20 protein-coding genes are annotated in these 25990 nt (G+C 68.2%); 5 read left to right on the plus strand and 15 right to left on the minus strand.

The window, feature by feature from the left end:
- Nucleotides 1-6: 6 nt before the first annotated feature.
- The 6 genes from Pmi06nite_RS19000 to Pmi06nite_RS19025 all read right to left on the minus strand — a co-directional run bounded on the left by Pmi06nite_RS19000 (nucleotide 7) and on the right by Pmi06nite_RS19025 (nucleotide 7398).
- Nucleotides 7-870 carry a carbohydrate ABC transporter permease gene (locus tag Pmi06nite_RS19000; protein ID WP_203954378.1) on the minus strand — a complete coding sequence of 288 codons (864 nt, stop codon included), beginning with the start codon at nucleotides 868-870 and terminating at the stop codon, nucleotides 7-9.
- Nucleotides 863-1792, minus strand: a complete 930-nt coding sequence (locus Pmi06nite_RS19005) for a carbohydrate ABC transporter permease (protein WP_203954379.1) — start codon at nucleotides 1790-1792, stop codon at nucleotides 863-865. The genes Pmi06nite_RS19000 and Pmi06nite_RS19005 overlap by 8 nt, the downstream gene beginning before the upstream one ends.
- A complete protein-coding gene (locus Pmi06nite_RS19010) occupies nucleotides 1789-3045 on the minus strand; it encodes an ABC transporter substrate-binding protein (protein WP_203954380.1) in 1257 nt (418 codons plus the stop codon). The genes Pmi06nite_RS19005 and Pmi06nite_RS19010 overlap by 4 nt, the downstream gene beginning before the upstream one ends.
- A 50-nt stretch (nucleotides 3046-3095) precedes the next feature.
- The gene (locus tag Pmi06nite_RS19015; protein ID WP_203954381.1) at nucleotides 3096-5630 is read right to left on the minus strand and encodes a glycoside hydrolase family 97 catalytic domain-containing protein; all 2535 of its coding nucleotides are present in this window, start codon (nucleotides 5628-5630) and stop codon (nucleotides 3096-3098) included.
- 361 nt (nucleotides 5631-5991) lie between these two features.
- Nucleotides 5992-6843 carry a helix-turn-helix transcriptional regulator gene (locus Pmi06nite_RS19020; protein WP_239114014.1) on the minus strand — a complete coding sequence of 284 codons (852 nt, stop codon included), beginning with the start codon at nucleotides 6841-6843 and terminating at the stop codon, nucleotides 5992-5994.
- A gap of 87 nt (nucleotides 6844-6930) precedes the next feature.
- On the minus strand, nucleotides 6931-7398 hold the full coding sequence (locus tag Pmi06nite_RS19025; protein ID WP_203954383.1) for a MarR family winged helix-turn-helix transcriptional regulator: 468 nt from the start codon (nucleotides 7396-7398) through the stop codon (nucleotides 6931-6933).
- Nucleotides 7399-7466: 68 nt separating this feature from the next.
- On the opposite strand from Pmi06nite_RS19025, the gene Pmi06nite_RS19030 reads away from it, so the two are divergent.
- From Pmi06nite_RS19030 to Pmi06nite_RS19045, 4 genes are all read left to right on the plus strand, one after another.
- Entirely contained in the window at nucleotides 7467-8021 is a 555-nt protein-coding gene (locus Pmi06nite_RS19030) for a carboxymuconolactone decarboxylase family protein (protein ID WP_203954384.1), read from the plus strand.
- A gap of 334 nt (nucleotides 8022-8355) precedes the next feature.
- Nucleotides 8356-8709, plus strand: a complete 354-nt coding sequence (locus tag Pmi06nite_RS19035; RefSeq protein ID WP_203954385.1) for a hypothetical protein — start codon at nucleotides 8356-8358, stop codon at nucleotides 8707-8709.
- Between the two features lie 343 nt (nucleotides 8710-9052).
- Entirely contained in the window at nucleotides 9053-9892 is an 840-nt protein-coding gene (locus Pmi06nite_RS19040) for an SMI1/KNR4 family protein (protein WP_203954386.1), read from the plus strand.
- Between the two features lie 419 nt (nucleotides 9893-10311).
- On the plus strand, nucleotides 10312-10728 hold the full coding sequence (locus Pmi06nite_RS19045) for a hypothetical protein (RefSeq protein WP_203954387.1): 417 nt from the start codon (nucleotides 10312-10314) through the stop codon (nucleotides 10726-10728).
- Between the two features lie 94 nt (nucleotides 10729-10822).
- Here the strand turns inward: Pmi06nite_RS19045 and Pmi06nite_RS19050 are convergent, their stop codons facing one another.
- From Pmi06nite_RS19050 to Pmi06nite_RS19090, 9 genes are all read right to left on the minus strand, one after another.
- Nucleotides 10823-12493 (minus strand): MFS transporter, encoded by a 1671-nt coding sequence (locus tag Pmi06nite_RS19050; RefSeq protein WP_203954388.1) that lies wholly within the window; start codon nucleotides 12491-12493, stop codon nucleotides 10823-10825.
- A 40-nt stretch (nucleotides 12494-12533) separates the two neighbouring features.
- Nucleotides 12534-13517: a phosphotriesterase family protein gene (locus Pmi06nite_RS19055; RefSeq protein WP_203954389.1), complete on the minus strand. Its 984-nt coding sequence runs from the start codon at nucleotides 13515-13517 to the stop codon at nucleotides 12534-12536.
- Nucleotides 13514-15025, minus strand: coding sequence for a long-chain-fatty-acid--CoA ligase (locus tag Pmi06nite_RS19060; protein ID WP_203954390.1), 1512 nt, complete (start codon nucleotides 15023-15025; stop codon nucleotides 13514-13516). The genes Pmi06nite_RS19055 and Pmi06nite_RS19060 overlap by 4 nt, the downstream gene beginning before the upstream one ends.
- 173 nt (nucleotides 15026-15198) lie before the next feature.
- The gene (locus Pmi06nite_RS19065) at nucleotides 15199-15777 is read right to left on the minus strand and encodes a DUF3592 domain-containing protein (RefSeq protein WP_203954391.1); all 579 of its coding nucleotides are present in this window, start codon (nucleotides 15775-15777) and stop codon (nucleotides 15199-15201) included.
- A gap of 52 nt (nucleotides 15778-15829) precedes the next feature.
- A complete protein-coding gene (locus tag Pmi06nite_RS19070; RefSeq protein WP_239114015.1) occupies nucleotides 15830-16810 on the minus strand; it encodes a hypothetical protein in 981 nt (326 codons plus the stop codon).
- Entirely contained in the window at nucleotides 16807-19245 is a 2439-nt protein-coding gene (locus Pmi06nite_RS19075) for an AAA family ATPase (protein WP_203954392.1), read from the minus strand. The genes Pmi06nite_RS19070 and Pmi06nite_RS19075 overlap by 4 nt, the downstream gene beginning before the upstream one ends.
- Nucleotides 19245-20399 (minus strand): exonuclease SbcCD subunit D, encoded by a 1155-nt coding sequence (locus tag Pmi06nite_RS19080; RefSeq protein ID WP_203954393.1) that lies wholly within the window; start codon nucleotides 20397-20399, stop codon nucleotides 19245-19247. The genes Pmi06nite_RS19075 and Pmi06nite_RS19080 overlap by 1 nt, the downstream gene beginning before the upstream one ends.
- Nucleotides 20400-20408: 9 nt before the next feature.
- The gene (locus Pmi06nite_RS19085) at nucleotides 20409-22136 is read right to left on the minus strand and encodes an ATP-binding protein (protein ID WP_203954394.1); all 1728 of its coding nucleotides are present in this window, start codon (nucleotides 22134-22136) and stop codon (nucleotides 20409-20411) included.
- 287 nt (nucleotides 22137-22423) lie between these two features.
- Nucleotides 22424-24370: an N-6 DNA methylase gene (locus Pmi06nite_RS19090; protein ID WP_203954395.1), complete on the minus strand. Its 1947-nt coding sequence runs from the start codon at nucleotides 24368-24370 to the stop codon at nucleotides 22424-22426.
- Between the two features lie 357 nt (nucleotides 24371-24727).
- Here Pmi06nite_RS19090 and Pmi06nite_RS19095 point away from each other — a divergent pair, with 357 nt between their 5' ends.
- The gene (locus Pmi06nite_RS19095; RefSeq protein WP_203954396.1) at nucleotides 24728-25990 is read left to right on the plus strand and encodes a serine/threonine-protein kinase; all 1263 of its coding nucleotides are present in this window, start codon (nucleotides 24728-24730) and stop codon (nucleotides 25988-25990) included.

The raw sequence follows: 25990 nt of genomic DNA on the forward strand, positions 1-25990 counted from the left end.
TTTCTTTCATCCCTTGAGTCCGCTGCTCGCGATGCCCGCGAAGAACTGCCGTTGCAGAACCAGGAAGACGATCACGAGAGGTATCGAGCACACGAGCGCACCCGCCATGAGGGTCGGGTAGTCCGTACCGAACTGTCCTTGCAATCCCGCGAGGCCGACCGGCAGTGGCCGGTTCTCCCCGGAGGGGGAGACGATGAGCGGCCAGAGCAGGTCGTTCCATGAGTAGAGGCCGGTCAGCACGGCGAGAGCGGCGAGCATCGGCCGGGCCATCGGGAGCATGACGTACCAGAACACCTGGAAGGTGTTGGCGCCGTCGAGCCGGGCCGCCTCCTCGTAGTCCCCCGGCATCGTGAGGAACGCCTGCCGCATCAGGAAGGTGCCGAACGCCGAGAAGAGACCGGGGATGGCGAGCGCCGGGAGGGTGTCCAGCAGCTTCATGTCGCGGATGAGCTCGAACTGGCCGATCAGGAAGAGCTGGCTCGGGACCATCAGCATGACGATGAACAGGCCGAACAGCACTTTGCTGCCGCGGAAGGGGATGCGCGCGAACGCGTAGCCGGCGAGCGCGGCCACCACGATCTGACCGGCGACCCGCAGGACGAGGGAACCGGCGGAGACCGCGAACATCGACCAGAACGGCACGGTCGAGAAGAACGTCTCGAACGAGTGCAGGCTGAAATCCGCGGGCAGGATCGTCGGCGGGATCCGGGTCACCTCGGCCGTCGTCTTGAAGACGGTGAGGAGTTGCCAGACGAACGGCACCACCATGAAGACGACCGCGACGATGAGGAGCGCGTGGATCGGCCAGGTGGTGCTCGGCTTCCCCCGCCGCCGGGAGCCCGGCGTGCGGCGGACGGTGATCTCAGCCATAGAAGACCCACGATCTCTGCAGACGGAACTGGACGGCCGTCGCGATCATGATGACCATGAGCAGCACGATCGCGATCGCGGCGCCGTAGCCCTGGTCGAACTGGACGAACGCCTTTTCGTAGAACAGGTACACGATCGTCTTGGAGTCGGTGAGGGCCGTGTTGTTCACCCCGCGCAGCATGATGAACAGCAGGTCGAACATCTGCAGGGCGGCGATCACGCTGAGGATCGTCACGAAGAAGATGCTCGGGCTGAGCAGCGGCACGGTGATGTGGAAGAACTGCCGGACGCGGCCGGCGCCGTCCAGGGCGGACGCCTCGTAGAGGGCCTTCGGGATGGCCTGCAGACCGGCGCCGAGGATGATCAGGTTGATGCCGAGGCCCATCCAGATGCCGACGACGCCGAACGCGTAGATCGTGAACCGCGGATCGGCCACCCAGAACTGCCCGTCGACGCCGAACCACGACAACACGTAGTTGAGCAGCCCGAAGTCGCCGTTGTAGATGAACCGCCAGACCATGCCGATGGCGACGGGCAGAGTGACGACCGGCAGGAAGAAGAGCACACGGTAGATCGCGCGGCCCCGGCCGACCTGTTCGATCAGCGCCGCGAGCACGACGGCCAGGGGGATGCCGAGCAGGATGATCGCCGTGTAGAGCGCGGAGTTCCCGAACGCCTTCCAGAAGTCGCCGTCACCGATGAGTGTCGTGTAGTTCTCGATCCCCACGAAGGTGGCGGGCCCGAACGCCGGCACGTCCTGGAAGCTCTTCATCAGTGTGGACAGGAACGGCCAGACATACAGCGCGACCAGGCCGATCGTCGCGGGGGCGATGAACGCGAGCGCCCACCACCCGCTGGGCTTGCTGACGCCTGTGCGGCGGCCGGTCGGCCGCCGCACAGGCTTCGTCGCGACGTTCGTCATTGCTTGGCGAGCACCTGGTCGACGGCGTCCTGGTACTCCTTCGCCGCCTGCTCGACGGGCTTCTTGCCGTCCCAGGCCGGGCTCAGGAACTGCGGGGCGAGGCCCTGCCACTCGGACGCGTTGCCCGCGACCGGGAGCGGCACGCTGTAGTCGATGGCGTCGATGAACACCTGCAGGTGGAACTCGGGCATCGAGTCGAGCCAGGGCTTCTGCGTGCCCTGGTAGGCGGGCAGCACCGTCCCGGTGGCCGCCTGGATCTCGGCCGCCTTGGTCCCGCCGAGGAAGGCGAGGAACTTCTTGAGCTCCTCAGGGTGCTTGCTCCCCGCGTATCCGGCGTTGCCGATGCCGCTGGTGACGGTGGCGCGCTTGACGCCTTGCGGCAGCGGTGCGACGTCGACCTTGTCCTTCAGGTCGGCGTTCTTGTAGAACCGCAGGGCCCAGTACGCGCCGGAGGTGTACATGGCGACCTTCTGGTTCTCGAACATCGAGACCGCCTCGGTGTCCGACAACTGCTTCAGCGTCGGCGATTCGCCCGCCGCCTGCAGGTCGGTCCAGAACTTCAGGCCGGCGACTCCCGCCGGGCTGGCGAAGTCGGACGCGGTGCCCTCCGGGTTGATGATGCTGCCGCCGGCCTGCAGGATCGTGTTGTAGAAACCGCCCTGCGAGTCGATCGGCGCGGCGATGCCCCACACGCCCTTCTTGGGGTCGGTCAGCTTCTTGGCCGCGTCCTGAAGGTCCTGCCAGGTCCACGTGTCGTCCGGATACTTGACGCCCGCCGCGTCGAAGAGCGCCTTGTTGTACCAGAGGCCGTTGGTGTCGAAGTCCTTCGGCAGCGCGAAGACCTTGCCCTCGTAGGTGTAGGAGTCCGAGACCGGCTTGGGGTAGGCGCTCATGTCGATGTTGTTGGACTTCACGGTGTCCGACAGGTCGAGCAGCTGGCCGCCCTTCGCGTACTCGCGGAAGTGGTCGGCGAGCATCCAGAACGCGTCCGGCGCGGTTCCGCCCGCGGCCCCGACCTGAAGGGTCGACCAGTATTCGGGCCACGGCAAGGTCTGGACCTTGATGGTGATGTTCGGGTTCGCCTTCTCGAACTCCGCCGCGATCTGCTTCATCGCGGGGGTCTGGTCCTCACTCCAGTTCGCGTAGGTGAGGGTGACCTTCTCGTTCGACGTGTCGCCGGATCCACCCGAGCAGGCGGCGAGGAGCCCGGTCGCCACGACCATTGCCGTGGCGGCGATCCACTTGCGTTTCATGTGTTCCTCTGATCATGTTGCGCGCCGGTCGCCGGGACCGGCACGGGGGGTCACCGATTGGTGGATGTGACGTGAACGGTGGTGTCGACCCAGTCGACGTGCACGCCGATGTCGTCCGGAGTCGCGGTCTCGCTGCGCAGGCACAGGGTTCGGACGCCGTGGACCTCCAGGCAGAAGGTCGTGACGGGCTTGCCCGCCTCGACCACGGCGGTGAAGAGTTCGTCGTCGTCCGCGAGCACACTGACCCTGGCGCTGCCGGTGGACTCGTCGTCGACGCCCACGGCGCCGGTGAACGTCCCGGCGCGTCCGCCGAGGTGGAAGTGCGCCTCCGAGTACGGCGCCGCGCCGAGGCCGCGTTCGAACGCCTGGCCGGCCACGCGCATGGGCCGCCCGTCGCCGGGGTTTCCCGCCCCGTTCGACTGGTCGCGTTCGACGGGGCCGTCGTCGTTGACGAAAGCGATCATCGGCAGGTCCGACAACGCGTACTCGCCGGGGGTCAGGGGGCGCACCACACGCGCGTGCGAGACGACCGGGACCACCCCGTCGCCGTCCCGCTCGACCGTGACGACGCCGAGTCGCCCGGGCCGCAGCGAACGATCGGGCCGTACGGCCCAGCCGGTCTCTCCGGAGCGGTGGGCGGACCACCCCGCCGGCAGGCGCAGCCGGGCGTCCGCGTCGGTCGTCAGCGACGCGGTTCCGTCGGCTCCGACCTCGGCGACGGCCGGGTGCACGATCGGCTCGGGAAGAAGTGGACGTGGCGCGGCCCGGAAGAGCGCCGTGTCCGCCGGGGCCACGATCGCGACGAAGCCGCCGTCGCGGGCGACCTCGACGTCGATCGCATCCGTCGCGGTCGTGGTCGTCTCCGCGAGCCCGGTCGCCGGCACCTCGGCGGACGTCGGCGCCGCGTCGCCGACGACCCAGACCTGGGCGTCCGGCCCCGCCCGGAGCGCGTCCAACGGCACCCGGACGGTGCGCGCGTCCCCTGTGGCGATGCCGCCGACGAACCATCGGTCGCCGGCTCGGCGGGCGATGACCGCGTGGGTGTCGGGGTCGCCGGCCAGCAGGACCGTCTCGTCCCAGACCGGTGCCAGCTCCGCGAGGAACCGGGCCGCGGGCGGACGTGAGGCGTAGGCGTCGACGTGGTCGGCGAAGTGGGTGATCCCGGATTCGAACGCCACCGAGAGTCCGAGTTCGTGGCCGTCGCTGGTCGTGCGGTTCGCGGCGCCGAACGCGACGGGCGTGGCGTCCATCGCCCCGACGACGTTGCGGGTGAACGGCTGGACGACGTTGTGGGACGCGGTGAGCGCCTGGTTCTCGAAGAACACGTAGTATTCGGCGCCGCGGATCGCCTCGTACCCGATGACCTGGGGGAAGGTTCGCGCCCAGCCACGCGGGATGACCGATCCGTGGAAGTTCACCATGAGGCCGAGCCGTGCGGTCTCGGCGAGGATCGTGTCGTACCAGCGGTAACGGTCCTTCGACTCCGACTCCATGAAGTCGACCTTGATCCCGGCGACGCCCCAGGAGCGCCACAACGCCAGCTTCCGGAGGTCCTCCGGGCTGTTGAGGTCACGCCAGATGGTCCACAGGTGCACCTGGATTCCCCGCCGGCTCGCGTAGGCGACGATCTCCGGCACCCAGGTCTCCTCCCATCCGCAGTCGATGAGCAGGTGTTCCCAGCCGAGGTCGGCGGCGACGTCGACGAAGTGCCGCTGCTTGTCCAACTGGGCGCCCGAGTAGAAGTCCGACCACCACGACCAGGCCGCGCGACCCGGCCGGACCCACTCCGCGTCCTCCAGGTCGGGAGAGACGGGCGGCGCGAGCTCGTCGACGAGCAGCGAGGACACGAGCTCGGGCAGTGTCCCGACGAGGAAGACGCGCCACGGCGTGACCACCCCGCGGGTGACCTCGACGGCGTCGTCGGCGAGTGTGAACCGCAACGTCCGGCTCCCGTCCGCGCCGGGCTCACCCACCTCGGCGTGCGCGCCGGCGAAGCGGCCGTCGATCCCCGACTCGGTGATCAGCACGTGCGCCGCCTCGTCAAGCCGGGCGAGGAACGGGAAGCCGTACGCGCCACCTGCCAGTTCGGCCGTGTCCGCGCCGAAGCGGGGGGTCTCGTACCAGGTCTGGTAGTCGAGCACCCAGCTCCTCGCCCCGGAGGGAAGCGTGACGGCGGTGCGGTCCGCCGTGACGCGGGCGGTCCCGTCGAGCGTGGGCATCGCGTAGCGGATCGCGACGCCGTCGCGCGCCGTGCGCAGGATCACCTGCCATTCGACGCCACCGGCCTCACGGAAGGTGTGCACGCGCTCGTGGTGCTCGTAGTCGTGCTCGCCTGCGGCCTTGCCCGAGCGGAGGCTGATCCGATCACGAACCGTGCGGTCCGAGACGTGCACGAGTTCCGCGTCGACGCCGAGTTCGGCCCCGTCGACCGTGAACCCGAGCGGCACCCGGTCAAGGATGATCGCGTCGTTCCAGGTGACGGTCAGTCGCACGCCCGTGTCCGCGTCTCGGACCAGGGCGCTCACCGCGCCTGTGCTCACCGCGTCCGTGCTCGTCGCGGGGAGGGGGCGTACGTCGTCGCTCAACAGTTCTCCATCGGATGCCGCAGGGTTGTTCGAGGGGCCATGACCCGCTGTGTAGGGGTGACGCTATAGGTCGTCTCGTCCTCGACCACATGGGCCTTCGTAGTTGCGGGATGGACAATCCGACGATTCCGGGAGGCGCCGCTGCGGGGGTGCGCCGGGTGGCTTGGACCCTCACATCACGACGTCAGGTGAGTCGACTGTCGCGGTCGCCCCGAATGCGCGCTCGCTCAGGATGGTGTTTACGCCGGAACTCAGCGGAAGTCCGGCGGTCGCCGTCGCGGGGCGCCGGCAACCGACGGCCACCCGGACGGTCGAGGGGATCCTCGGCCGCGCAGAGGACGAGGCCGCCGCCGAGTGACCTCTATCGGCTGACCTTCATCGGGCGTCCTTCCGCGCTCCGGAGCGGGGTGACAGCCCGCAGCCCGGCGAGTGCGCGCTCGGACGGGCTGCCGGGCTCGGCCTGGAAGACGACGAGTTTCTGGCCGGGCGCGCCGTCGATGCTCAGCGCCTGGTAGGAGAGGGACAGCTCTCCGACATCGGGGTAACGGAAGCGAATGGCGTCGGGGGTTTTCGTCCGTACGTCATGGCGGGCCCACATCCGGCGGAAGTCCTCACTCGCCCGCGAGAGTTCCTCGACCAACTCGAGCAGGGCCCGGTCGCACCCCGTTCCCGCGGCGGCACGCAGATGGGCCACCACACCATGGGCCTCGTCCTCCCAGTCCAGCCATATCTCGCGGGTCGCGGGTTCCAGGAAGGTCAGCCGCATGATGTTGTCGCGATGCTCCAACCCTTCATAAAGAGCCTCGAACGCCGAGTTCTGAACCAGGATGTCCAGAAGGCGGTTCACCACGAGGGCCGGCTTGTCGTGCCAGGTTTCCATGAGCCGCAGGATGTCCGGGTGAACCCGATCTTCCTGCTCGGGGGACGTGCCGTCGCCCGCCGTCAGGCGTGCGAGATCGTGGAGGTGGCGGGCGGCCTCGGGACCGAGTTGGAGGACCCCCGCCAGGGCGCCGAGCACCTGATCCGAGGGTCGGCGCTCCCGGCCCTGCTCCAGGCGCGTGTAGTAGTCGATGCTGACACCGGCCAGCATCGCCACCTCCTGACGTCGCAGGCCGGGCGTCCTGCGACGATCACCGGCCTGCCTCAGCCCCACCTGATCAGGAGTCGTGAGCTGGCGCCGAGCGCGGAGAAACTCACCCAGACGGCTACTCATGGCGTGCATAGTAAGAAATAGCAGGTCAAGGCCGTTTAAAGCGCCGATCATAGGGACCGGACGCACGCCGAAGCGGGGGCGAGACGCTCACGTTCCGAACCAGCTGACGGTATCGACGCGTAGCTCGGCGGAGCCTACGGCTGTCCGCAGTGCGTCTTCCAGATCCGCCAGGCGATCGACGCCGAGGGTGGCCGCCCAGTCGGCACGCAGCTCATCGAAGATGATCGCTGATCGGCCGAGCGCGTCGATGCCGCGGGGAGTGAGACGGATGAGCTTGCGCCGCCCGTCCACCGGATCATCCACACGTTCGGCGTATCCGAGTTCCTCGAGTCGATCGACGGTCTTGCCTGCGGCCTGCTTGGACACGCCGAGCCGGCGGCCCATTTCGCTGGCCGACGCGCCGTCGAGGCCGATGGCCTGCATCGCGAACCCGTACACCGGCCGCACGTCCGGGTGGCCCTGGCGGGCCAGCTCGGCGTTGAGCCGGTCGATGAGCGCGCGGAAGCCCGCGAGCAGCAGCAGCGGCAGCTCGAAGCCGGGACGGCCCTCAGTCATTGCGCAACTCGACAACCAGGTTTACCATTTCGACAACCACGTTGCCTATTTTAGTGCGAGGAATCGTCATGACCTTCACCGACCACACGATCGAGTCCGCGCCGGCCGCCGCCCGCCGCTCCATGGAGGCCGTACTCAAGCACCAGGGATATCTGCCCTCGGCCGTTGGCCGTCTCGCCGGCTCGCCCCAACTCCTCAACGGTTTCCTGCAGATCAGCGGCCTGTTCGAGACGACCACCCTGGAGCCGATCGCCCGCGAGGTCCTCGTCATGACCATCGCGACGCGCAACGGCTGCCACCTGTGCGTCGCCATGCACTCGGCCAAGCTCACCTCCCTGGAAGCCGACCCCACCTTGATCGCCGCGTTGCGGGAACAGCGGCCGCTGGACGATGCGCGACTCGAAGCCATCCGGCTGTTCACCCTGGACGTGGTCGCCACCTCCGGAGCGGTCACCCCCGACACGTTGCGCTCGTTCCTTGAGCACGGCTACACGGAGCAGAACGCGCTGGAGGTGGTCCTCGGCATCGGCGCGTACACCTTGTCCACGCTGGCCAACAGAATGACCGGCGCACCCGTGGACGAGGCCCTTCAGCCCTTCGCCTGGAGCGAGCACGCCGCCTGAACGAGCAGTTCAGCGTGAACCGGCAACAAGCCATCGTGCGAGGCCGGTTTCAGCGAATGGCCCACCGGGCCGAAGAATCGGGCATATCGCACATATATGTACATTCGAAATCCGACATATACGACAATCTATATCAAAATGATCTAGACTAACCTAAAGCAGTTAATAACGAGATAAGCAAGCGCCAATATCCCGTGATCATCGTTTATCACCCTCTCTGCGCGGAAAATAAGACAAAGCAGGCACTACCTATCAAAGGTAGCCTGACGGACATTTTCCACATCATTGGGAAAACGTCGCAGCGTAGAGAAATCAAACCTTTCACGGGGGAAAAATGCCCAACTTCAAGAGCCTCGTCGGGGTTCTCGCCATCAGCACCGCGCTGACCGGCGGGGCCGTCGCGCTCGGCACCGCGGTCACCACCGGCGCAGCGAACGCCAGCACTGTCATGGGTTGCGGCGGCGGCTGCGGAGGTGGCGGTTGCGGATGGGGCCGCGGGCACCGCAACCACAACCGCAACTTCAACCACCAGCGGCAGCACACCCGTCAGCGCCAGCACCAGAACCAGCACCTGCTGCGCGACTTCACGCTGATCGTGACGCCGTTCCAATCGAGCGACACCCAGGCCACTCCGTGGCAGAGGCAGGCCACCGACTCGGCGGCTCACCCGATCACCGGCCTGAACTGACAATCGGGCCATGGACGTGCCGTACCTGGCCGTTTCCCGTAGAGCCGACCTGATGGCGCGCGCCGTCTAGTCCTTCTCGGGATCGACCGGAAGCCGGCCGCCGACGATTCGTTCCGTCAGCGGCCGGCTTCTTGCGTCGGCGGCCTCACCCGAGCAGGGACACGACCACAGCTCCCCACTGCGGTCTCCATCCCGGCTCACCACCGCCTACAGCGTCACAGACCCGGCTGAGACGCCGGGCGCCGTCCCCGTACGCCCCCGAAAAACCGAGCGATCAGGTTATTGCGCGGACTGGGTCCGTTAGCAATCAGGAGCGCGCCATGCGTGGCTAAGATCGCCGGCTATGACGACGATCGACAGGTTGGCACACCTTGCGGCGCCCCCGGCGTCGCCGGTCGACGCGGACGAGGACTGGGCCGTGGCCGAGGCGGAGTTGGGCCTGGAACTGCCTTCCGACTTCAAGGAACTGGTCCGGCGGTATGGCGTCGGCAACTTCTGCGATTACCTTTTCACGCATCCGATGCGCTCTTTGATCGACTACAACCTGGAACTGCTGGAGGCGAACCGGCTCGACCGGGTGGAGTACCCGAGTTGGTATCGGTACCCGCTCTACCCGGAACCGGGCGGGCTGCTGCTGTGGGGGGCGACCTTCAGCGGCGATCGGCTGTGCTGGCTCACCGGCGGCCACCCGGATTCCTGGCCGGTGGTGGTGTGGAATCCACGCGACTCCGAGTTCCTGCCGCAGGGCGTGGGCGTGGTCGAATTCATCGAGGCCGGAGTCAGCGGACGGACCGAACTGTTCTTCGACGAAGACGAGGAGGACAAGACCGCGTGGTTCGAGCCTTACCGAGAACTGGTCCAGGTCCATGTAAGGCTGGCCGACGGCGAATTCCCCTACCTTGATCGTCTTCGGATCTTGCGTGAGGCGCTGGCACCCACGGCCAACCGAGGAAGCGTGGAGACCTTGGACGGAAGCCGGCAAGATCACTTCGCCGCCACCGAGGCGATGTGGAACGTGACCTACGAGACGATGTACGGCCACCAGATCCGGATCGCGTTCCCTCCCGATTCCGAAGACGAGGTTCGTGTCAAGATCATGGCTGCGGTCGAGTCCATGGGATGCCAGGTGCTGTCCGCGGGTCGCGCCGACGGGGAGGCGGTTTGGGTCGCCGGCACGAACTGACCTGGTACGGCAAACTCCCCCGCCGCCACCGGGCCACCATCGCCGTCGTCGACGGTCGGCTCGCACCGGCTTTGCGGTCAGGCACCCCTTCCTGACCTCCAGACCTTCGGCTGCGACGCGGAATCCGCCCCCTCGAGATGCGATCCACTGATTGGGAAATCCGAAATATCACCCCATATTCGGATATGCGAAATGCGACATAAATGACATTTCCCTGCAAGGTGCGCTCTAGCAGTCCAACGTCGTCAATAAAGAGATAAGCGGTATGTAAAAGCTGCCTATCACCGTTTGTCGCGCGAGCGACACGGAAAACAAGACAATGTATGGACGATCCACCAAGGATCGCCAGAAAAACATTTTCCAGTCTATTTGGAAAATGTCAGCGCATAGGGCACAAGTCCTTTCAAGGGGGAAATGAAATGCCCAACTTCAAGAGCCTCGTCGGAGTTCTCGCCATCAGCACCGCGCTGACCGGCGGAGCCGTCGCGCTCGGTGCCGCTGTCACCAGCAGCGCCGCGAACGCCACCACCGTCATGGGTGGCGGCGGCGGCTGCGGCGGCGGTGGCTGGGGCCGGGGTCACCGGAACCGCAACCACAACTGGAGCCGCAACCAGGCGCGTCAGCACGAGCGTCAGCACCAGCACCAGCGCCAGTACCTGCTCCGCGACTTCACCCTGCTCGTGACGCCCTTCCAGAAGAGCGAGAACCAGGCCGTCACGCAGCAGAAGCAGGACACCGACTCCAAGTCGAAGGCGGAGGCCGAGGGCTACTACGGGGCGCCTCGTCCGGTCGTCACCGTCACGGCCACGCTGATTCCGCCCGCCCCAGTGGTGTGACCCGGTGATCGAGGCCTCTCCGATGGCTGCCGGGGAGGCCTCGATTTCGCCCTTGCTTCCACCGGCCGGGCGCTCCGGCCGGTGGAAGCGGCGGTCACGTCTGGGATTGGAGTGCGGCCAACTCCCGGGCGACGGCGCGCTCATGCTCTTCGGCGTCCTCACGTGCCCGCCGGGGACTCCAGCGCCCGGTCATGACGAAGATGAACGGCAGGAAGATGATCTGTCCGGCGAGGCACACCCACCACCAGGTCTGCCACTGACCCGGCCCTTCCAGCGACGCCTTCTGGACCTCGGCCCCGTGCTCCTGCAGAACCTTGAGCTGCGGCCCCGCCTGCTGTACGACGGCGAGGTCGGCGGCGCCCACCTCCTGGGCCGCCCGGGCCGCGAGGTCAGGCGGAACGGAACCCGCCGGGTGTTCGGCCAACTCGGCGAAGATCTGCGGATGGGCGTTCACGATCGCCATCGCGGGGGCCGCCTGTGCCTGAGCGGCCTGCACCTCGGCTCCGTGCTCCACGAGCGGGGTGACGGCGGTGACCACGATCGGCACGAACGCCGCCGAGACGGCCACGACGACGCGCAGGATCCATCCCCAGACGGCGAGGCCGGTCGCGGTCGCGGCGGGGTTGTGCCTCTCGACGGTCTCGGTGAAGCTCGCCATCCAGGGGGCGTACGTCAGGCCGCCGAGGATGCCGATCGCGACGAACAGCGCGGCGAACGTGGAGTACTCGGTGTCCGGGTGGGTGGCGAGCGTCGCGAAGATCGCCGTGACGACGGCCGACCCGATGCCGCCGATGAGCATCAGGGGCTTGCGGACGCCGAGCCGGTCCGACAACAGGCCCGCCAGGACGAGAGCGACGGCGTTGGCCGCCCAGTACCAGTTGGCGAGCCCGTTGGCGCGCTGCTCGCTGTAGCCGAACGTCGAGGAGAAGTAGATGACGAAGTTGCCGACGGCCGCGTAGTACAGCAGCAGGTAGACGCTGATGGCGAAGGCCGAGCCGACCACGTCCAGCCGGAGCATCTGCCGCCAGTGCCCGGAGGCCTGCTGCTCGGCGTCGATGCCCCGGGCACGCGCCTCGATCAGGGCGCGGTCGCGCATGCTGACCATGACCTGGTCGCGCAGCCGCGGTGACAGCTCACGCAGGCCGAACAGGGCGACGACGAACACCACCAGGGCGCTGATCCCGGAGTAGCGGAGCTCGTCCTGCCAGGTCGCGGTGTCGAGGGTCGCGCTGGTGATGCTCGTGACCACGAGGCTTCCGATGACCGGGCCCATCGTCCAGTAGCCCATGGCGGTGGCGCGGCCGAGTTGCGGGGAGAAGTCGCGGATCAGGGCGGGGGTGGCGACCAGGACGATGCCCTCGATGAAGCTGAGCACGGCGAACAACACCAGGTAGACGGTCTTGTTCGGTGAGCTCGGCAGGACCAGGACCAGCACCCCGGCGACCAGCAGGCCGTACACGACGAGGTTCGCGCGGCCCCAGCGGTCGGCGAGCCCGGCGAGCAGCGACGCGAACGCGCCGATGGCGTTGCCGACGACCGACAGCCAGATGAAGTAGCCGAAGGTCATCTCATAGTGCGTGATGATCGAGGTGGCGACGGCGTACTGGATGTAGAGCAGGTAGTACAGCACGATCGTGGTGACGACCACGATCGCCAGATAGGCGTAGCGACGGCCCGACTCGGGGTAGTGCGCGAGGTCGCGGCGCCACAGCCGGCCCGCGAGACTTGGTGTGGCGGCGTCGTCGGCGGATGTGGAAACGGTCACATTGGACTCCCTGGGTTGTCTCCCCCGAGAAACCGGAAACTCAGGACGCTTCGAAGAAACGGCGGGGAACGTCCAGAAGCATCGAGGTGATCTGCTCGTCCGCCACGCCCTTGTCCCGCAGGTACGGCAGGACCTCCTGGCCGAGGTGCAGGTAGTGCCACTGGGGCAGGAACGGCATCACGTTCGGGTCGATCCAGTCGATGTAGCAGGCCGCGTCCTGCGACAGCACCATGCGGTCGGCGTAGCCGCGACGGCACATCTCGACCACGGTGTCGGCGCGCGCCTCGAAGGTGGTGTCCTGGTAGAGGCCGAACCGGTCCATGCCGAGAATGAATCCGGCGTCGGCGAGCTCGGCCAGATGATCGCAGTCGGTGGTGTCGCCGCTGTGCCCGAGAACGATCCGGGACGGTTCCACGCCTTCCTCATCGCACAGCACCTTCTTGACCAGGGCTCCGGCCCGGGATCCCGGGTGGGTGTGCACGGTGATCGGCGCCCCGGTGCGCTGGTGGGCGCGGGCGACGGCGCGCATCACCCGCTCGACGCCCGGCGTCAGCCCCTCATGGTCGATCGCGCACTTGAGCATCCCGGCCTTGACGCCCGTGCCGGCTATGCCGTCGGTGAGGTCGGTGACGAACATGTCGACCATCGGGTCCGGGACCTCGGTGCCGAGCACCGCATTGAGGGCCGGACCGCGGTGGAGGAAGAAGAACGGGACGCTGTCGTAGGTGTAGACCCCGGTCGCCACCACGATGTTGAGCTCCGGCACCTGCTCGGCGATCCGCTGGATCCGCGGGATGTACCGGCCGAGCCCGATCACCGTCGGGTCGACGATCGTCTTGACGCCCTGCTCGGCCAGGGCGCGCAACCTGGCGACCGCGTCGGCGATCCGCTCGTCCTCGTCGCCCCATTCGCCGGGATGGTTCAGCTGGACGTCGGCGGTGAGGACGAAGATGTGCTCGTGCATATACGTCCGGCCGAGCTCGGCGGTGTCCACCGCGCCTTGGACGGTGTTGACGAGACTCATGCGCGCAGCTCCTTCTTGAGGATCTTGCCGGTGGGACCGACGGGCAGAGCGTCGAGGAAGCGGATCTCTCGCGGATACTTGTAGGCCGCCAGATGCTCCCTGCAGAAGGCGATGACCTCCTGCTCGGTGACGACCGCGCCCGGGTGGAGCGTCACACAGGCGACGACCTCCTCACCGAGCCGCATGTCCGGGCGGCCGATGACCGCCGCCCCGGAGATCGCCGGGTGGGTGTAGAGGATCTCTTCGACCTCGCGGGGATAGACGTTGTATCCGCCGCGGATGATGAGGTCCTTCTTACGGTCCACCACGAACAGGTAGCCGTCGTCGTCGGCGTAGGCGAGGTCACCGGTGTGGAACCAGCCGCCGCGGAACACCTGGGCGGTGTCCTCTGGCCGGTTCCAGTAGCCCTTCATGACGTTGTGCCCGCGCACGACGATCTCGCCGACCTGGTCCGGGCCGGGCGGCAGGGGCCGCTCCTCCTCATCCACGATCATGGTCTGCACACCCCAGATCGGCTTGCCGATCGAGCCGACCTTGCGCTGCTCCGCGCTGATGTTGAACGTGGTGGTGCTGGCCGTCTCGGACAGGCCGTATCCCTCGAGGATGACCACACCGGGGAACTTCTCCTCGAACGCCCGGAGGATCTCGCCGGGAATCGCGGCCCCGCCCGAGACGCCCACCCGCAGCGACGCCAGGTCCCGGCCCGAGGTGTCGGCCTGCAGCATGGCGAAGTACATGGTCGGCACGCCCGAGAAGATCGTGCAGCGGTGCCGTTCGATGGCCTCCACGACGGGCCCGACCTCGAAGCGGGGCACCAGCGCGACCGTCCCGCCGAACCGCACGGCCACGTTGAGCACGCTGGACAACCCGAAGACGTGGAACAGCGGCAGCACCGCCAGGCCGATGTCGTCGTCGCGGAACCCGAACAGCTCTCCGCCGACGGTGCAGTTCATGTAGAGCTGGAAGTGCGTGAGCTCGGCGCCCTTGGGCCGTCCGGTGGTTCCGCTGGTGTAGAGCAGGACGGCCGTGTCGTCGGCGTCGGTCGTCTCGATCTCACCGGTGTCGGCCGCGGCGTACAACTCGGCGTACGGAAGGGTCCCCTCGGGGCGCTCGTCGTCGCCGGGCAGGGTCACCACGTAGGTCGGGACGGTCCCGGCGGCCTTGGCCGCCGGCTCGGCGATCGACGCGAACGTGATGAGCACCCGCGCGCCCGAGTCCTCCAGGTGGTACGCGATCTCGGAGGCGTGCAGCAGCGGGTTCAGCGGGACCATGATCAGGCCCGCCTTGAGGATCGCGAAGTAGCTGAACAGGAACTCCGGGAGGTTGGGCAGGTGGACCGCCACCCGGTCGCCGGGCTCCAGCCCGAGCCCGCGCAGGCTCGCGGCGACCCGTCCGGACATCTCGTCGACCTGGCTGTAGGTGAAGCTCAGGTCCCCGATGTGGCAGAGCGTCTTGTCGGGCCGGGCCTGCCGCGATTCGCGGAGGATCGTCGCGAGGTTGAAGCTCATGATGCTCCCGCTCTGTTCGTACCGACCGTCCGGTATGCCGCGCAACGTACTGCTCGCCTCATCCGGTGTCAATGGATCTCACATGTGCGAGATACGGCCGGTGCGCGGCGCGCCCGCGAGCGCCGCCGCCCGCCCTTGCCTGTCGTAGAGGGGACACGAATCAGCGGCGCCCGTCACATGTCGGCGGACCTTCTCCGCCGCGACGAGGAGGGCGTGAACAGGCCGGGACCTCGACGCCAGATCAGGATGGCCAGGGGAACGAGCACGGCGACCCCGGCGACGCCCAGAACATGGGTGAGGTGCACCAGTTTCTTCCCGGCGTCCACCACGGTGCCCGCCGGATCGGCCGGGTCGTAGATCACCTGCCGGGTTTCCCCCATAGTCGGACGCCCCTCCCAGCGAGAGGTGCCGACCTTTGTCCTGATCACCACCCCGTCCCGGGTGGCGAATTGAACGACGGTTCCATCGAACCGATGCCGGCGTGTGTCGTCGATCCCGACGACGACGGCCGTGGACACGATTCCATGGTCGAGCACCTGACGTACGCGCATGAAGTCGTACGCCGTGACGAGCGCGATCACGATGGCGGCAAGGACCATCACGATCGCGATCTCGCCGTGAAAGGAGGACACCCGATCCCAGGTCGACAGCTCCGAATAGGTGGGAATCGCGTCCGATCCGGCGGCGGCGTTCGTCTTGTGATGGTGAAGCCGGCGTTGCCTACGCCGCCTTGCGGTCTTCTCACGGCCCATGGGTTCCCCTCGGCCGGCCCCTTAGACCAACGGCCGGTGAGCCCCGGAGGTTTCAACGGTCGGCGGCGGCGCGCAGGGATCGGTAGAGCAGACGGGGATCGCCGAGCCGATGACGTAGGAGCTTCTCGAGTCCGCCGATGGGGACGAGATTCTGAGGCGCACGCGGGTCCTTGTAGTCCACGCCCGCGAGGGACGGCAGGGCAAGCGTGACCGCGTCAGCGAGCCGCACCGCCTCGTCCGGTTTCATGTCCGCGCCGCTCTCGCACCGCACGACCCCCGCCCAGGGCGCGGCCGATCGGATCGGCAGGGCCACATACCAGGCGTGGCGGCGCCAGCTTGTGCCCATGAGGAAGACCGGTGTGCGTTGCCCGGGACCGAGCGCGGAGACCACGGCGGCCTGGGGCCCAGGGAGATAGGCCGTGTGGTGCGTCTTGATGTAGCCCACGGTCCGTGGCAGGTGGGTGCGACCGCGGAGCGGCCCGTCGACGAGCAGCAGGTCGTCCTCACCGGCGTCATCGGCTCGGGCGCGAACCGAGAGATCCACTTCGAGCTCGGTGAGCCGCTGCTGAAGAGCGAGGGAGAGTCCCTCCATGGAGTCGTCGGCCGCGGTCTCCACTCGATAGATGCCGGCGGTCGTCTTGATGTCCGACGCGTACGGCGAGGCGGTGAACAGAGATCGGCGCACCTCGACGGCGGCGAGCGTCGCGGGCGCGGCCCCGCCGGGAGCGCAGCGGACGATCCCGGCGGCATAGGAGGCGGCGACGCCCGGCGAGGGCGGAGCGACGCCCGCGTCGTGGCTCCAGACGCGGGCGTCGATGCGGCGGACGCCGTCGGCTATCGACATCACCGCGGGTGGCGCGGCGTCGGGGGCGGGACTGACGGGACGCCAGTCGGCGGCGGGGAGCTCGACGTCCAGGTCGAGCTCAGCGCTCGTCGCGCCCAGTTCGGCGAGCGCGTCGGCGGCCAGTGCCGCCGAGTACCCGGGGTCCCACGCGTCGACGGTGAACCCGCCGTGTCCGATCGCGATGCTCACTGCGCCGCCTTCGTCAGATGCGAGCCCTTGGCGTCCCGGGTGATCTCGAAGCGGACCGGCACTCTGTCCGCGAGCGCGGGCACGTGCGTGACCACCCCGACCATCCGCTCTCCACCTGTGGCCAGGCGTTCCAGCGTGGTGGCGACGGTGTCCAGCGTGGCAGGGTCAAGGGTGCCGAACCCCTCGTCGAGAAAGATCGAGTCCAGGCTGCGGGCGGCGGCCGCGGACAGTCCCGCCACCTGGCTCGACAAAGCCAGCGCGAGGGCCAGCGCGGCTTGGAACGTCTCCCCACCGGACAACGTGCGAGCGCTGCGCCGCATCCCCGCCTCGCCGTAGTCGATGACCTCGATGTCGCTCTTGGGGCTGACCGCCAGCTCGTATTGGCCGTCGGTCAGGTCCCGCAGGGTGTCGGAGGCAGTGGCGACCAGCAGCTCCAGCGCTTCGGAGCACAGCCACCGTTCGAAGGCGTCGGCACGCAGCCGGAGCGCGAGTTCGTGGGCGACTCTCGCCTCCTGTTCCTTCGCGGCCGCGAACTCGGCCAGCTGCCTGGCGCGTTCGCGGTTCTCCCTCACCCGGTCCAGCTGCGCCGCCGCCTGGGTGACGGCGGCGGTCACGAACTCGCCGATCGCGCTGGGTGTGACCTCACCGGAAACGGCGACGTCGTGCTCCGCCAGCCGCCGGAGGAGCTCGGCCCGCTCCCCGTCCAGCCGCCGGCCTCCCTCGTCGATCTCCCCGTCCTGTACGGCCAGGGCGTCCCGCTCTCGGACGACGACCTCACCACGCCAGGCGAGCAGTTCGGCCCACGCGCGCCCGAGATCCTTTCGATCCAGGGGCGGCGCGCCGAACGCCACGACGGTGTCGCGAGCCGCGTCCAGGTCACGCCACGAAAGGTCGGCCCTGTTCCGCAGGTCTCCTGCGCGCCGCTCGGCCTCGGCCAGTTTCGCCCGGAACTCCCGTGTGCTCTTCCTGCACGCGGCGGCCCGGAGCTCTGCCTTCTGGCAGGCGACCAGGCGCTCCTCGAGGTCGGCCCGGTCTCCCGTGGCCTGCGGGGACTCCGCCAGCCGTTCACCGCAGATCTGCACCTGCTTCGCGGCGTGGTGGGCGTCGTTCTCGGCCTGACGGTGCCGGGAGGAGACCTCGGCCGCGCGCTTCTTGCGGACCTGAACCTCCTGCTCCGCCGTATGAAGATCGGACAGGGCGGCATGCCGGGGGATGTCGGTGACGGGGCTCAGACAGGTGGGACACGGCTCCCCGACGACCAACTTCTCGGCGAGCGCCGCGGCGGCGTGGGCATCACGCGATTCGTCCCGGCCGCGCTCGGCCGCCGCCAGCGCCGCGTCAGCCTGCTCGGCCTCGCCGGCGAGCCGTTCCAGCGCGGTCTGCGCCTCCTGTGCCTCCGCTTCGGCCTGCGCGAGGTCGGCTTCCCTCCGTGCCTGCTCCTCAAGGGCGGCCAGCGCGGCGGCGAGGGCCGCCCTGTCTCCCAGAGCGGTCAGTTCCTCGTCGGCACGCTGTTCCTCGGCCTCCAGCCGCCCGATCTCGATGCCGAGCGCGGCGATCCCCTTCTCCGCCTCGCGCTGCTCCCCCGCCAAGGTCGGGACGTCGTCGGGCATGCGGAGGCCGGTGAGCGCGGCCAGCCTTTCGGCGATCGCGTCCCTGTCGCGGATCTTCCTCTGCAGGGATTCCTCCTGGTCGCGCAGCGTGCCGAGGTCGCCCTGGATACGGTCACGCAGAGCGCGCAGCGCGGCGAGCCGCCGGGCGGCGGCGCGCTCGTCGTCCTCACCTGCGCCGCTGAGACCGGAGAGCTCGTTGCGAGCGAACTCCGCGGCCTGCTTCGCCAGGTCCTCCTCACGCCCGGCACGCTTCTGGATACGCTCGTAGACCTCTGCGTCGAGCAACTGGACCAGCAGGTCCTGCCGCTCGCGGGGCCGGGCATGCAGGAATTCCGCGAACTTGCCCTGCGGGAGCACCACGCACTGCGTGAAGAACTTGTACTCGAGACCCGTGATCTTCTGAACCTCGTCGCTGACCGCTTCGCCCTCGGCGACCGGGCGCACGACCGCGTCCATGATCTCGGCGAGCTCGGCGGTCGAAGGCACGCCGGGGTCGAGTTCGTCGAGCCTGGCCTCCTTGGTGTGCACCGTGCCCTTGGCGTCACGCCGGAGAGACCGCGCCACGGCATGGCGGCGGCCGGAGGACTCGAAGACCAGCACGACCTTGCCGTAGACAGCCGAAGGCGAGAGCGCATGGGCGATGACGTTCTCCTTGCCCCAGCGCGGGACGGTTCCGTACAAGGCGAAGCAGATCGCGTCGATGATCGTGCTCTTGCCCGCTCCCGTGGGCCCGACCAGCGCGAAGTAGTCCACGTCGGCGAAGTCGACCGTGACCGCCTCGCGGAAGCTGCCGAAATTGTCCAGGTGAAGCCGCAGAGGGCGCATCAGCTCGTCACCTCGTCATACAGCCGGTCGAACAGGGCGGCGACCTCGCCATCGTCCCTGCCGGTGTCCGCCAGGTAGTCGCGGAACAACTCGCGTGGACTGCGCGGGGACCCGTTGCCCGCGCTCCCTCTGCGCTGCGGACGCGTCGGGCGGAAGCGCTCGTCGATGTCGACGTCCAGGGCATTCGGCAGGATCTCCCGCACCGCCTCGGCGAGCCCGGGCCGGGGCCTCTCCTCAACGATCACGCGCAGCCAGGTCTCGCCCAACTCGTCCGCCATCTCCTCGAGCTTCTCCAGCGACCCGTTCACCGTGGCCAGGGCGCGGGCCGAGTCGACGACGACATCGCGGACCACCGCCGGACGGCTCGGTTCCACCGTGACGAGCAGCGCCCCCGGACTGTTCCGCTCCTCCCCGAAGTCGACCGCGAGGGGAGAACCGCTGTACCAGATCGGGCACGCCCCGGGAATCTGCTGACGCCGGTGGAGATGCCCCAGCGCGACGTACTGCGTCGACGCCGGGAAGGCGGTGGCCTCGAAGTAATAAGAGAAGATCGACTGAGCCTCGCGCTCGCCGCCGCCGAGTTTCCCGCCGGGCAGCGTGCCGTGTGTCGTGACCAGGTTGACGGTGTCGGCGGAGAAGTCCCTGGTGAGGGCGCCGATCAACATGGCGATCCGTTCGGCGTAGTCGCGATTGTGTTCCGCGGCGGTACCCGAGAGCACCTCGGCCGCGCGGACCACGTAGCGGCGTGACAGGAACGGCAGGACGGCCAACTGGACCGGCTCACCGGAGCGTGCCGTGAACGAGAGAGTTCCGCCCTGGCCGGGCCGCCGGAAGGTGCCGACGACGTGGATGCCCAACGCCCCCAGCACGGGCCGGTAGACATCGAACAGATGAGGGTTGTCATGATTCCCGGCGAGCACGACCACATCGCGCCCCTCTTCACGCAACTCCATCAGCGTGGGCATCACCAGGGACTGTGCCTCCGGCGTGGGCGCGGAGGTGTCGAAGACGTCGCCGGCCACGATGACCGCGTCGACGTCCTCTTCTCGAGCCACCTCGACGAGTTCACGCAGCACAGCACGGTGTTCGTCGATCCGGGGTCGGCCCTTGAGCACCTTGCCGACATGCCAGTCGGCGGTGTGCAGGATTTTCATCCGGCTCCTTCAGAAGGGGGGAATGTCGTCGTCGGCCCCGGGCAGCCCCGCGAAGGGGTCGGCGACCGTACGACGGGCGGCGGTGCTCGGGGCAGGGCCTGCCTCGGATGGCCGCGTCGCCCATGCGGGGAACGGAAAGGTGACCGCGAGGGGCACCGGGATTTCGGGCTGGGCGACGAACATCGTGCCCGGCTTGGCGATGGTGGCACGTTCCCGGGAGATCGCCGGCAGCCAGCCGTACTCGGGACGCGATGCCTCGGCGGGGTCGAGCCGGCCCGCCACCCGGACGGCGCAGTTCGCGACGATGCGCCGCTCGACCTCCGAGGCCGTCTGCTGGGCGCCGATGAGGATCACTCCCAGGGAGCGGCCACGCTCGGCCACGTCGAGCAGGATCTCCTTGATCGGTGAGTCGCCCTCGCGCGGCGCGTACTTGTTCAGTTCGTCGAGCACGACGAACAGCAGGGGGCGAGCGGTGCCGCTGCTCTCCTTGCGGGCGAACTCGCCACGCAGGACCACGCCGACGACGAACCGCTGCGCCCTCTCGGGCAGGTTGTGCAGATCAACGATCGAAACCTGCGCGTCCGAGGTGCTGATCGAGTGTGGCCGGCCGGAAGGCAGTTCCCCGCGAACGATCGGCGCCAGCGCGCGCACCGCGCCGCGGAGACGGCGCAGGAACGCGTTCACCGTTCCGAGCGGCACCTGCGCGCCCGCCCACGTCGCACGCGTTCCGTCGTCGGTGAGCTGATCCGCGATGTGGTCGACCAGGTCGGCGAAGGTGCGGCAGGTGACGCCGCCCCCTCCGGGGACCGTGATCACAACCGCTCCCCCGTCGCCGGCGGGAGTCGCCCAGGCCTGCAGGCGGGCCGCGACCGCGCCCACGAGCAGGGAGTATTGAGCGCGCTCGTCATCGGCGTCGGCGAACACGAAGCGGAGCAGTTCCTCGTCGCAGAACTCGCTCAACGTCCAGAAGAAGGCGCTGACCCCCTGCGTCCGGGCGGACACGTGAGGGACGCCGTTGGGATCGCCGGGACGCGGCGGCGCGAACACGTGAACGCTGTGGAACGGCCGGGCGGGCAGACCGAGCCGGCCGTACATGTTCGTGGCGGCCTCGTCGAGCCGGGCGTTGGGGTGGTCGAGGAACAACAGGTCCTCACCCTTGACCGAGAAGATCAGGGCTTTGGTGTTGGCCGACTCCGCTTCGAGAACACCCGAGTTGAAGATCGAATAGATGAGGAACGTGGCGAAGGAGGTCTTGGTCGCCACACCGGAGACCCCCGAGATCGACACGTGTGCGCCGCGCGTGCCGTCGAGGAAGTCGAAGTTGACGTACATCGGGTGCCCGTCACGTCCGAGTCCCATCGGAATGCGCCGGTCCATGACGTCGAAGTAGAGCGCCTGGTCCCGATCGGCGGCCTGGGCCCGGTAGACGACCGCTCCCGGCGACGGCGGAACGAAGACCTCCGGTTCGACCCGGGTGACCCGCACCTCCGCGCACTCCACCACGGCGGCGGGCAAGGTGCCCTCCGCGATGAGGAAGACGTCCGAATCGAAGCTGGCGCCTTCGTGCCGCGCCTCGACCGTCGTGACGATCCCCGCCATCAGCACGGGGCCGTGCCCGGGCACATCTCGCCGAGTGATGACGACCTCGTCAAGCTGCACGGCCTGTCCGGGTTCGATACCGATCCAGAACGACAGCGGTGACGCCGCCTGCGTGCCGAGCACCCGCCCGACCGCCACTCCGGAGGATGCGGACCCATTCGCCGACGTGAGTATCGGCGCTCCGTTCTCTACCACCGGGCCCTCCAACCTGGGCGTTCACATCGCCCCCACACGGAGCGTAGCGGCACAAAAAACACCTCTTGGCTCCTTTCGCAAACTGGAGCACCCCGATGCCCGGGCCGGCCGAGACGCAAGCAGGCTTACGACCACCTGCTGGCCGGGACATACATGGCCGGGCAACAGTGACTAACGAGGCACCACTGTATTGCGTGTGAGCCGAGTTAACAGAGAACCATGCAATTGAGCTAGATCCCGACCAACGACCCGCCGGCGAAGCCCTCGAATCCGAGCCGAACCAGAGCGGCGCCCTGTTCGTGCACGCCGTTGACGATCTCTTCGACCCGCTCAAGCCTCTCGAATGCCTCGCCGAGCCGGCGCTGCTCGCTCAGGGGCAGCCGAGGGATCTCGACCCGTCTGATATCGGAGCGGGAGGTGCCCGACTGGCCGCGTCCGGCGGTCTGCTTTCCCGCCAGTCTGAGGAAACCGGCCAGACATGCCGGGTCCACCCGTTCAGGGTCCACGCGGAGCAGGTGAAGCCCGCTGCCGAGTACGGCGCCGCCTTCGCGTACGACGCGCGCGACGAAAGTGCGCCCTCCCCAGGGGACGACGACGTCGCCGGATCGCAGGGTGACCATGTCCTCGAAGGCGGCGGTGCGCCCGCTGGGCTCCCGGCCCGCGATCACATCCTCCACTGTCAGCATGGGGAGACCGCCCGAGACAGGCTCGTGCTTGGGCACCTGCTGAAGGAAGATGGCCCCGGCCCTGGCCTGCTCCGCGATCGTCGCCTTGGGCAGCTCGGCCCGGTCCGGCGAGAACGCCCGCAACTCTTCCATGGCCTGCTGCAACGCGGAAACGGAGGCGACCATGGCGTCGACGGCGGCCGTGAACTCCTGCCCGGTGCTGTCAGGCGGTCCGCCTGCGACATAGCAGGCCGGAGTCAGATCGACGTCCTCGTCCAGCAGGTCAATGAGCGGCACGGCTCCGTCCACCTGGGGCGACGCGCAGAAGGCCTGCCACCGCTTGACCACCTCCGCACGTATCCGAGGCCACGGCAGCTCGGCGACGTCCATCATCAGGACGTGCGACGGGATGGGGTCCTCGGCTTCGGGCTTGCGCAAGATCCACAGGTGAGGGGATCCCAGGGCGTGCGGCGCCGCTCCGACCGGAAGCGTGACCACGCCTCGCAGGGTGCCGGTCCTGAGCAACTGGGCACGGATCCGGCGGCCCGAGCGGCGGTCCGCGGCGGCCGACGGCATCAGGATGACGACGTGCCCACCTGGTCTGACGTGGTGCAGCCCATGCTGAACCCACGGCAACTCCGGCTCGCCCCGGGGCGGCAGGCCGTACTGCCATCTGACGTCGCTGGCCAGCTCCTCATATCCCCAGCTGCGTTCGCCGAAGGGTGGACTGCAGACGACGCCGTCGGCCTGCAGGGGGCCGAACCGGTCGTCACGGAGCGAGTCTCCGACGTGGACGGTGGCGTCGTGACCGTGGAGCGTGAGCCGTACGGCGGTGATCCGGGCCACCGCCTCGTCCCGATCCTGGCCGGCCACCTTCGCCGCACCCGAGGACGCGGCCGCCAGCAGGAGCGTCCCGAGCCCGCAGGTCGGATCGAGGACGGTGCCACCATCGGACGCGACGAGGTCCACCATGAGATCCGCGACCCCGGCGGGCGATGTGGCGACCCGTCTGGAATGGGCTTCGAGGTAGCGGGTGTACAGGAAGTCGAAGGTCGCCGTGGTGCCCCGCTCCGCGGCCAGTTCGGCTACGGCGCGCAACAGGGAGAGGGTGATGTCGACCCGAGATGCACCGGGAAGCCTCTCCTCCGCGAACTCCTCGGAGGACAGTCCGGCATCCTTCCGCCGGGAGAGCTCCTGCCACTTCTTCGGATATCGGTCGAGGAAGAGCAGGAACGCGCCCACATGACCGAGGACGTCCGCCAGGCCGAGGTCCTCGACACCCGCCCGCAACTGCTGCCAGACACGCTCGTCCAGCGGGATCTCGGCGAGTTTGCCCTGGCGGCGGAGCCAGTCCTCCACGTCGAAGAGCGAGAACAACGGGCTGCTCGACGTCCCCCCGACCGGGGAGGGGAAGTCGTCGAACCTGCGACGCCAGTTGCTGACAGCGGCGCGCCCGACACCGGCCAGCCGGGCGATGTCGGCTGCCGCGACCGTGGCGCTGTCGTCGTACATGTGCGAATTACCCCAATTTCGGAACTACCGGATGAGCGGACCTTCGCCCCGTCCCGGCCGTGCAGGACGCTGAGGATCGGAGCGTTCTAACGGATCCACGCCCACCTGCCTCGACAGCGACCTCAAAGATCGATCCAGCACGACTCGCCCAGGATATGCAGGCAGCTCACGCCAGGTACCGGTTTCCCATCCCGGAGGCGCCTGTGTGCCCTGGATCACGCTCCGACACAGTAATAGATCGATGCATCTACGTCTACACACTATCGATGTGCATTCAGTTCACAGTTACGTCGATGACGGTTGGCCATCCATCGCCCAGGACCGCTCCATTGAGCCATGATCCGTATGATTCGCGCTGTGCCTCCAGCCACGCCCCCTTCGCCCCGTGCGCGTATCCCCGACAGGCCGTTCATCCTCGGCGTGCCGCTCAGCTTCGCCTGGGCGCTCTGCTCGCTCTGCTGCTGCGTAGGGCTGTCGACGCCGTTCATCATCGGCCATGCGGCCGTGCGGCTGAGGAGCCGCAACCTGGGCTACGCCGCGGTCGGCTACGGCGTGACACTGATCTGCTGCATGTCCCTCATCAACACCTACAGCGACCAGGACCCCGCCACGCCGGACCCTCCGATCGTGGACGTGGCCGCCGCCGTCCTGCTCCTGGTCGTGATGCTGGGCGGAACGATCCACGCCCTGGTCCTGCGGTCGACGGTGTTCGGGCCGGCCATGGCGGCCCCCATCCCCCATTCCGTGTCATGGCACAGCCCCATGCATGCTCCTCGAACCACTCCACAGGGACCGCCTCATCCCACCCCTCAACCGGCGTGGAGTCCCCAGCGTGCGCAACCCTCCCAACTCGGGTGGTTCGGCCACTACACGCTGATACGCACGCTCGGTGAAGGCGGTCAGGGGATCGTCTACCTCGGCCAAGGTCCGGACGGACGCCCTGTCGCCGTGAAAGTCCTGCGGGACCCCGTCGTCGGTGGAGACGACGGTCAACGACGTTTCCTTCAGGAGGTGTCGAACGCCCGGAGAGTGCCCGGATACTCCACCGCCAGGATTCTCGACGCGGGCATGATGGGCGATCGCGCCTACATCGTCAGCGAATACGTCCACGGGCCCTCGCTGGAGCGGCTGGTCGCCGACGAACGGCCCCTGGACGGTGACAGCCTCACCCGACTGGCCATCGCGACGGCGGCGGCGCTCAAGGGCATCCACGCGGCGGGCGTCGTGCACCGCGACTTCAAGCCCGCCAATGTCCTGATCGGCTCGGACGGCCCTCGGGTGATCGACTTCGGCATCGCACGGGCGCTCGACCACGTGACGCTGACAACCGGGGGCCTCCGGGGGACTCCGCCGTACATGTCACCCGAGCAACTCCACGGCGAACCGGCCGGCCCTGCCGGGGACATCTTCAGCTGGGCGTCGACCATGTTCTACGGAGCGACAGGGCAGTTGGCGTTCACAGGCTCCAGCTTCCCGGAGATCGTTCACAAGATTCTGTCGGTTCAGCCCGACTTGGCGGCCCTGCCGCTGCCGCTCAGGGCCCCGCTCGCCGGCTGCTTCGAACAGGATCCTCGCAACAGACCCACCGCCGCCGATCTGATGCTGGCCCTCACCCGGTGA

This window comes from Planotetraspora mira (assembly GCF_016863275.1).
Taxonomy (GTDB): domain Bacteria; phylum Actinomycetota; class Actinomycetes; order Streptosporangiales; family Streptosporangiaceae; genus Planotetraspora; species Planotetraspora mira.

What these genes read in the sequence shown, in the direction of transcription:
- Pmi06nite_RS19000 (WP_203954378.1), bottom strand. Translation starts at nt 870, where the DNA reads ATGGCTGAGATCACCGTCCGCCGCACGCCGGGCTCCCGGCGGCGGGGG.
- Pmi06nite_RS19005 (WP_203954379.1), bottom strand. Translation starts at nt 1,792, where the DNA reads ATGACGAACGTCGCGACGAAGCCTGTGCGGCGGCCGACCGGCCGCCGC.
- Pmi06nite_RS19010 (WP_203954380.1), bottom strand. Translation starts at nt 3,045, where the DNA reads ATGAAACGCAAGTGGATCGCCGCCACGGCAATGGTCGTGGCGACCGGG.
- Pmi06nite_RS19020 (WP_239114014.1), bottom strand. Translation starts at nt 6,843, where the DNA reads ATGAGTAGCCGTCTGGGTGAGTTTCTCCGCGCTCGGCGCCAGCTCACG.
- Pmi06nite_RS19025 (WP_203954383.1), bottom strand. Translation starts at nt 7,398, where the DNA reads ATGACTGAGGGCCGTCCCGGCTTCGAGCTGCCGCTGCTGCTGCTCGCG.
- Pmi06nite_RS19030 (WP_203954384.1), top strand. Translation starts at nt 7,467, where the DNA reads ATGACCTTCACCGACCACACGATCGAGTCCGCGCCGGCCGCCGCCCGC.
- Pmi06nite_RS19035 (WP_203954385.1), top strand. Translation starts at nt 8,356, where the DNA reads ATGCCCAACTTCAAGAGCCTCGTCGGGGTTCTCGCCATCAGCACCGCG.
- Pmi06nite_RS19040 (WP_203954386.1), top strand. Translation starts at nt 9,053, where the DNA reads ATGACGACGATCGACAGGTTGGCACACCTTGCGGCGCCCCCGGCGTCG.
- Pmi06nite_RS19045 (WP_203954387.1), top strand. Translation starts at nt 10,312, where the DNA reads ATGCCCAACTTCAAGAGCCTCGTCGGAGTTCTCGCCATCAGCACCGCG.
- Pmi06nite_RS19055 (WP_203954389.1), bottom strand. Translation starts at nt 13,517, where the DNA reads ATGAGTCTCGTCAACACCGTCCAAGGCGCGGTGGACACCGCCGAGCTC.
- Pmi06nite_RS19060 (WP_203954390.1), bottom strand. Translation starts at nt 15,025, where the DNA reads ATGAGCTTCAACCTCGCGACGATCCTCCGCGAATCGCGGCAGGCCCGG.
- Pmi06nite_RS19065 (WP_203954391.1), bottom strand. Translation starts at nt 15,777, where the DNA reads ATGGGCCGTGAGAAGACCGCAAGGCGGCGTAGGCAACGCCGGCTTCAC.
- Pmi06nite_RS19075 (WP_203954392.1), bottom strand. Translation starts at nt 19,245, where the DNA reads ATGCGCCCTCTGCGGCTTCACCTGGACAATTTCGGCAGCTTCCGCGAG.
- Pmi06nite_RS19080 (WP_203954393.1), bottom strand. Translation starts at nt 20,399, where the DNA reads ATGAAAATCCTGCACACCGCCGACTGGCATGTCGGCAAGGTGCTCAAG.
- Pmi06nite_RS19090 (WP_203954395.1), bottom strand. Translation starts at nt 24,370, where the DNA reads ATGTACGACGACAGCGCCACGGTCGCGGCAGCCGACATCGCCCGGCTG.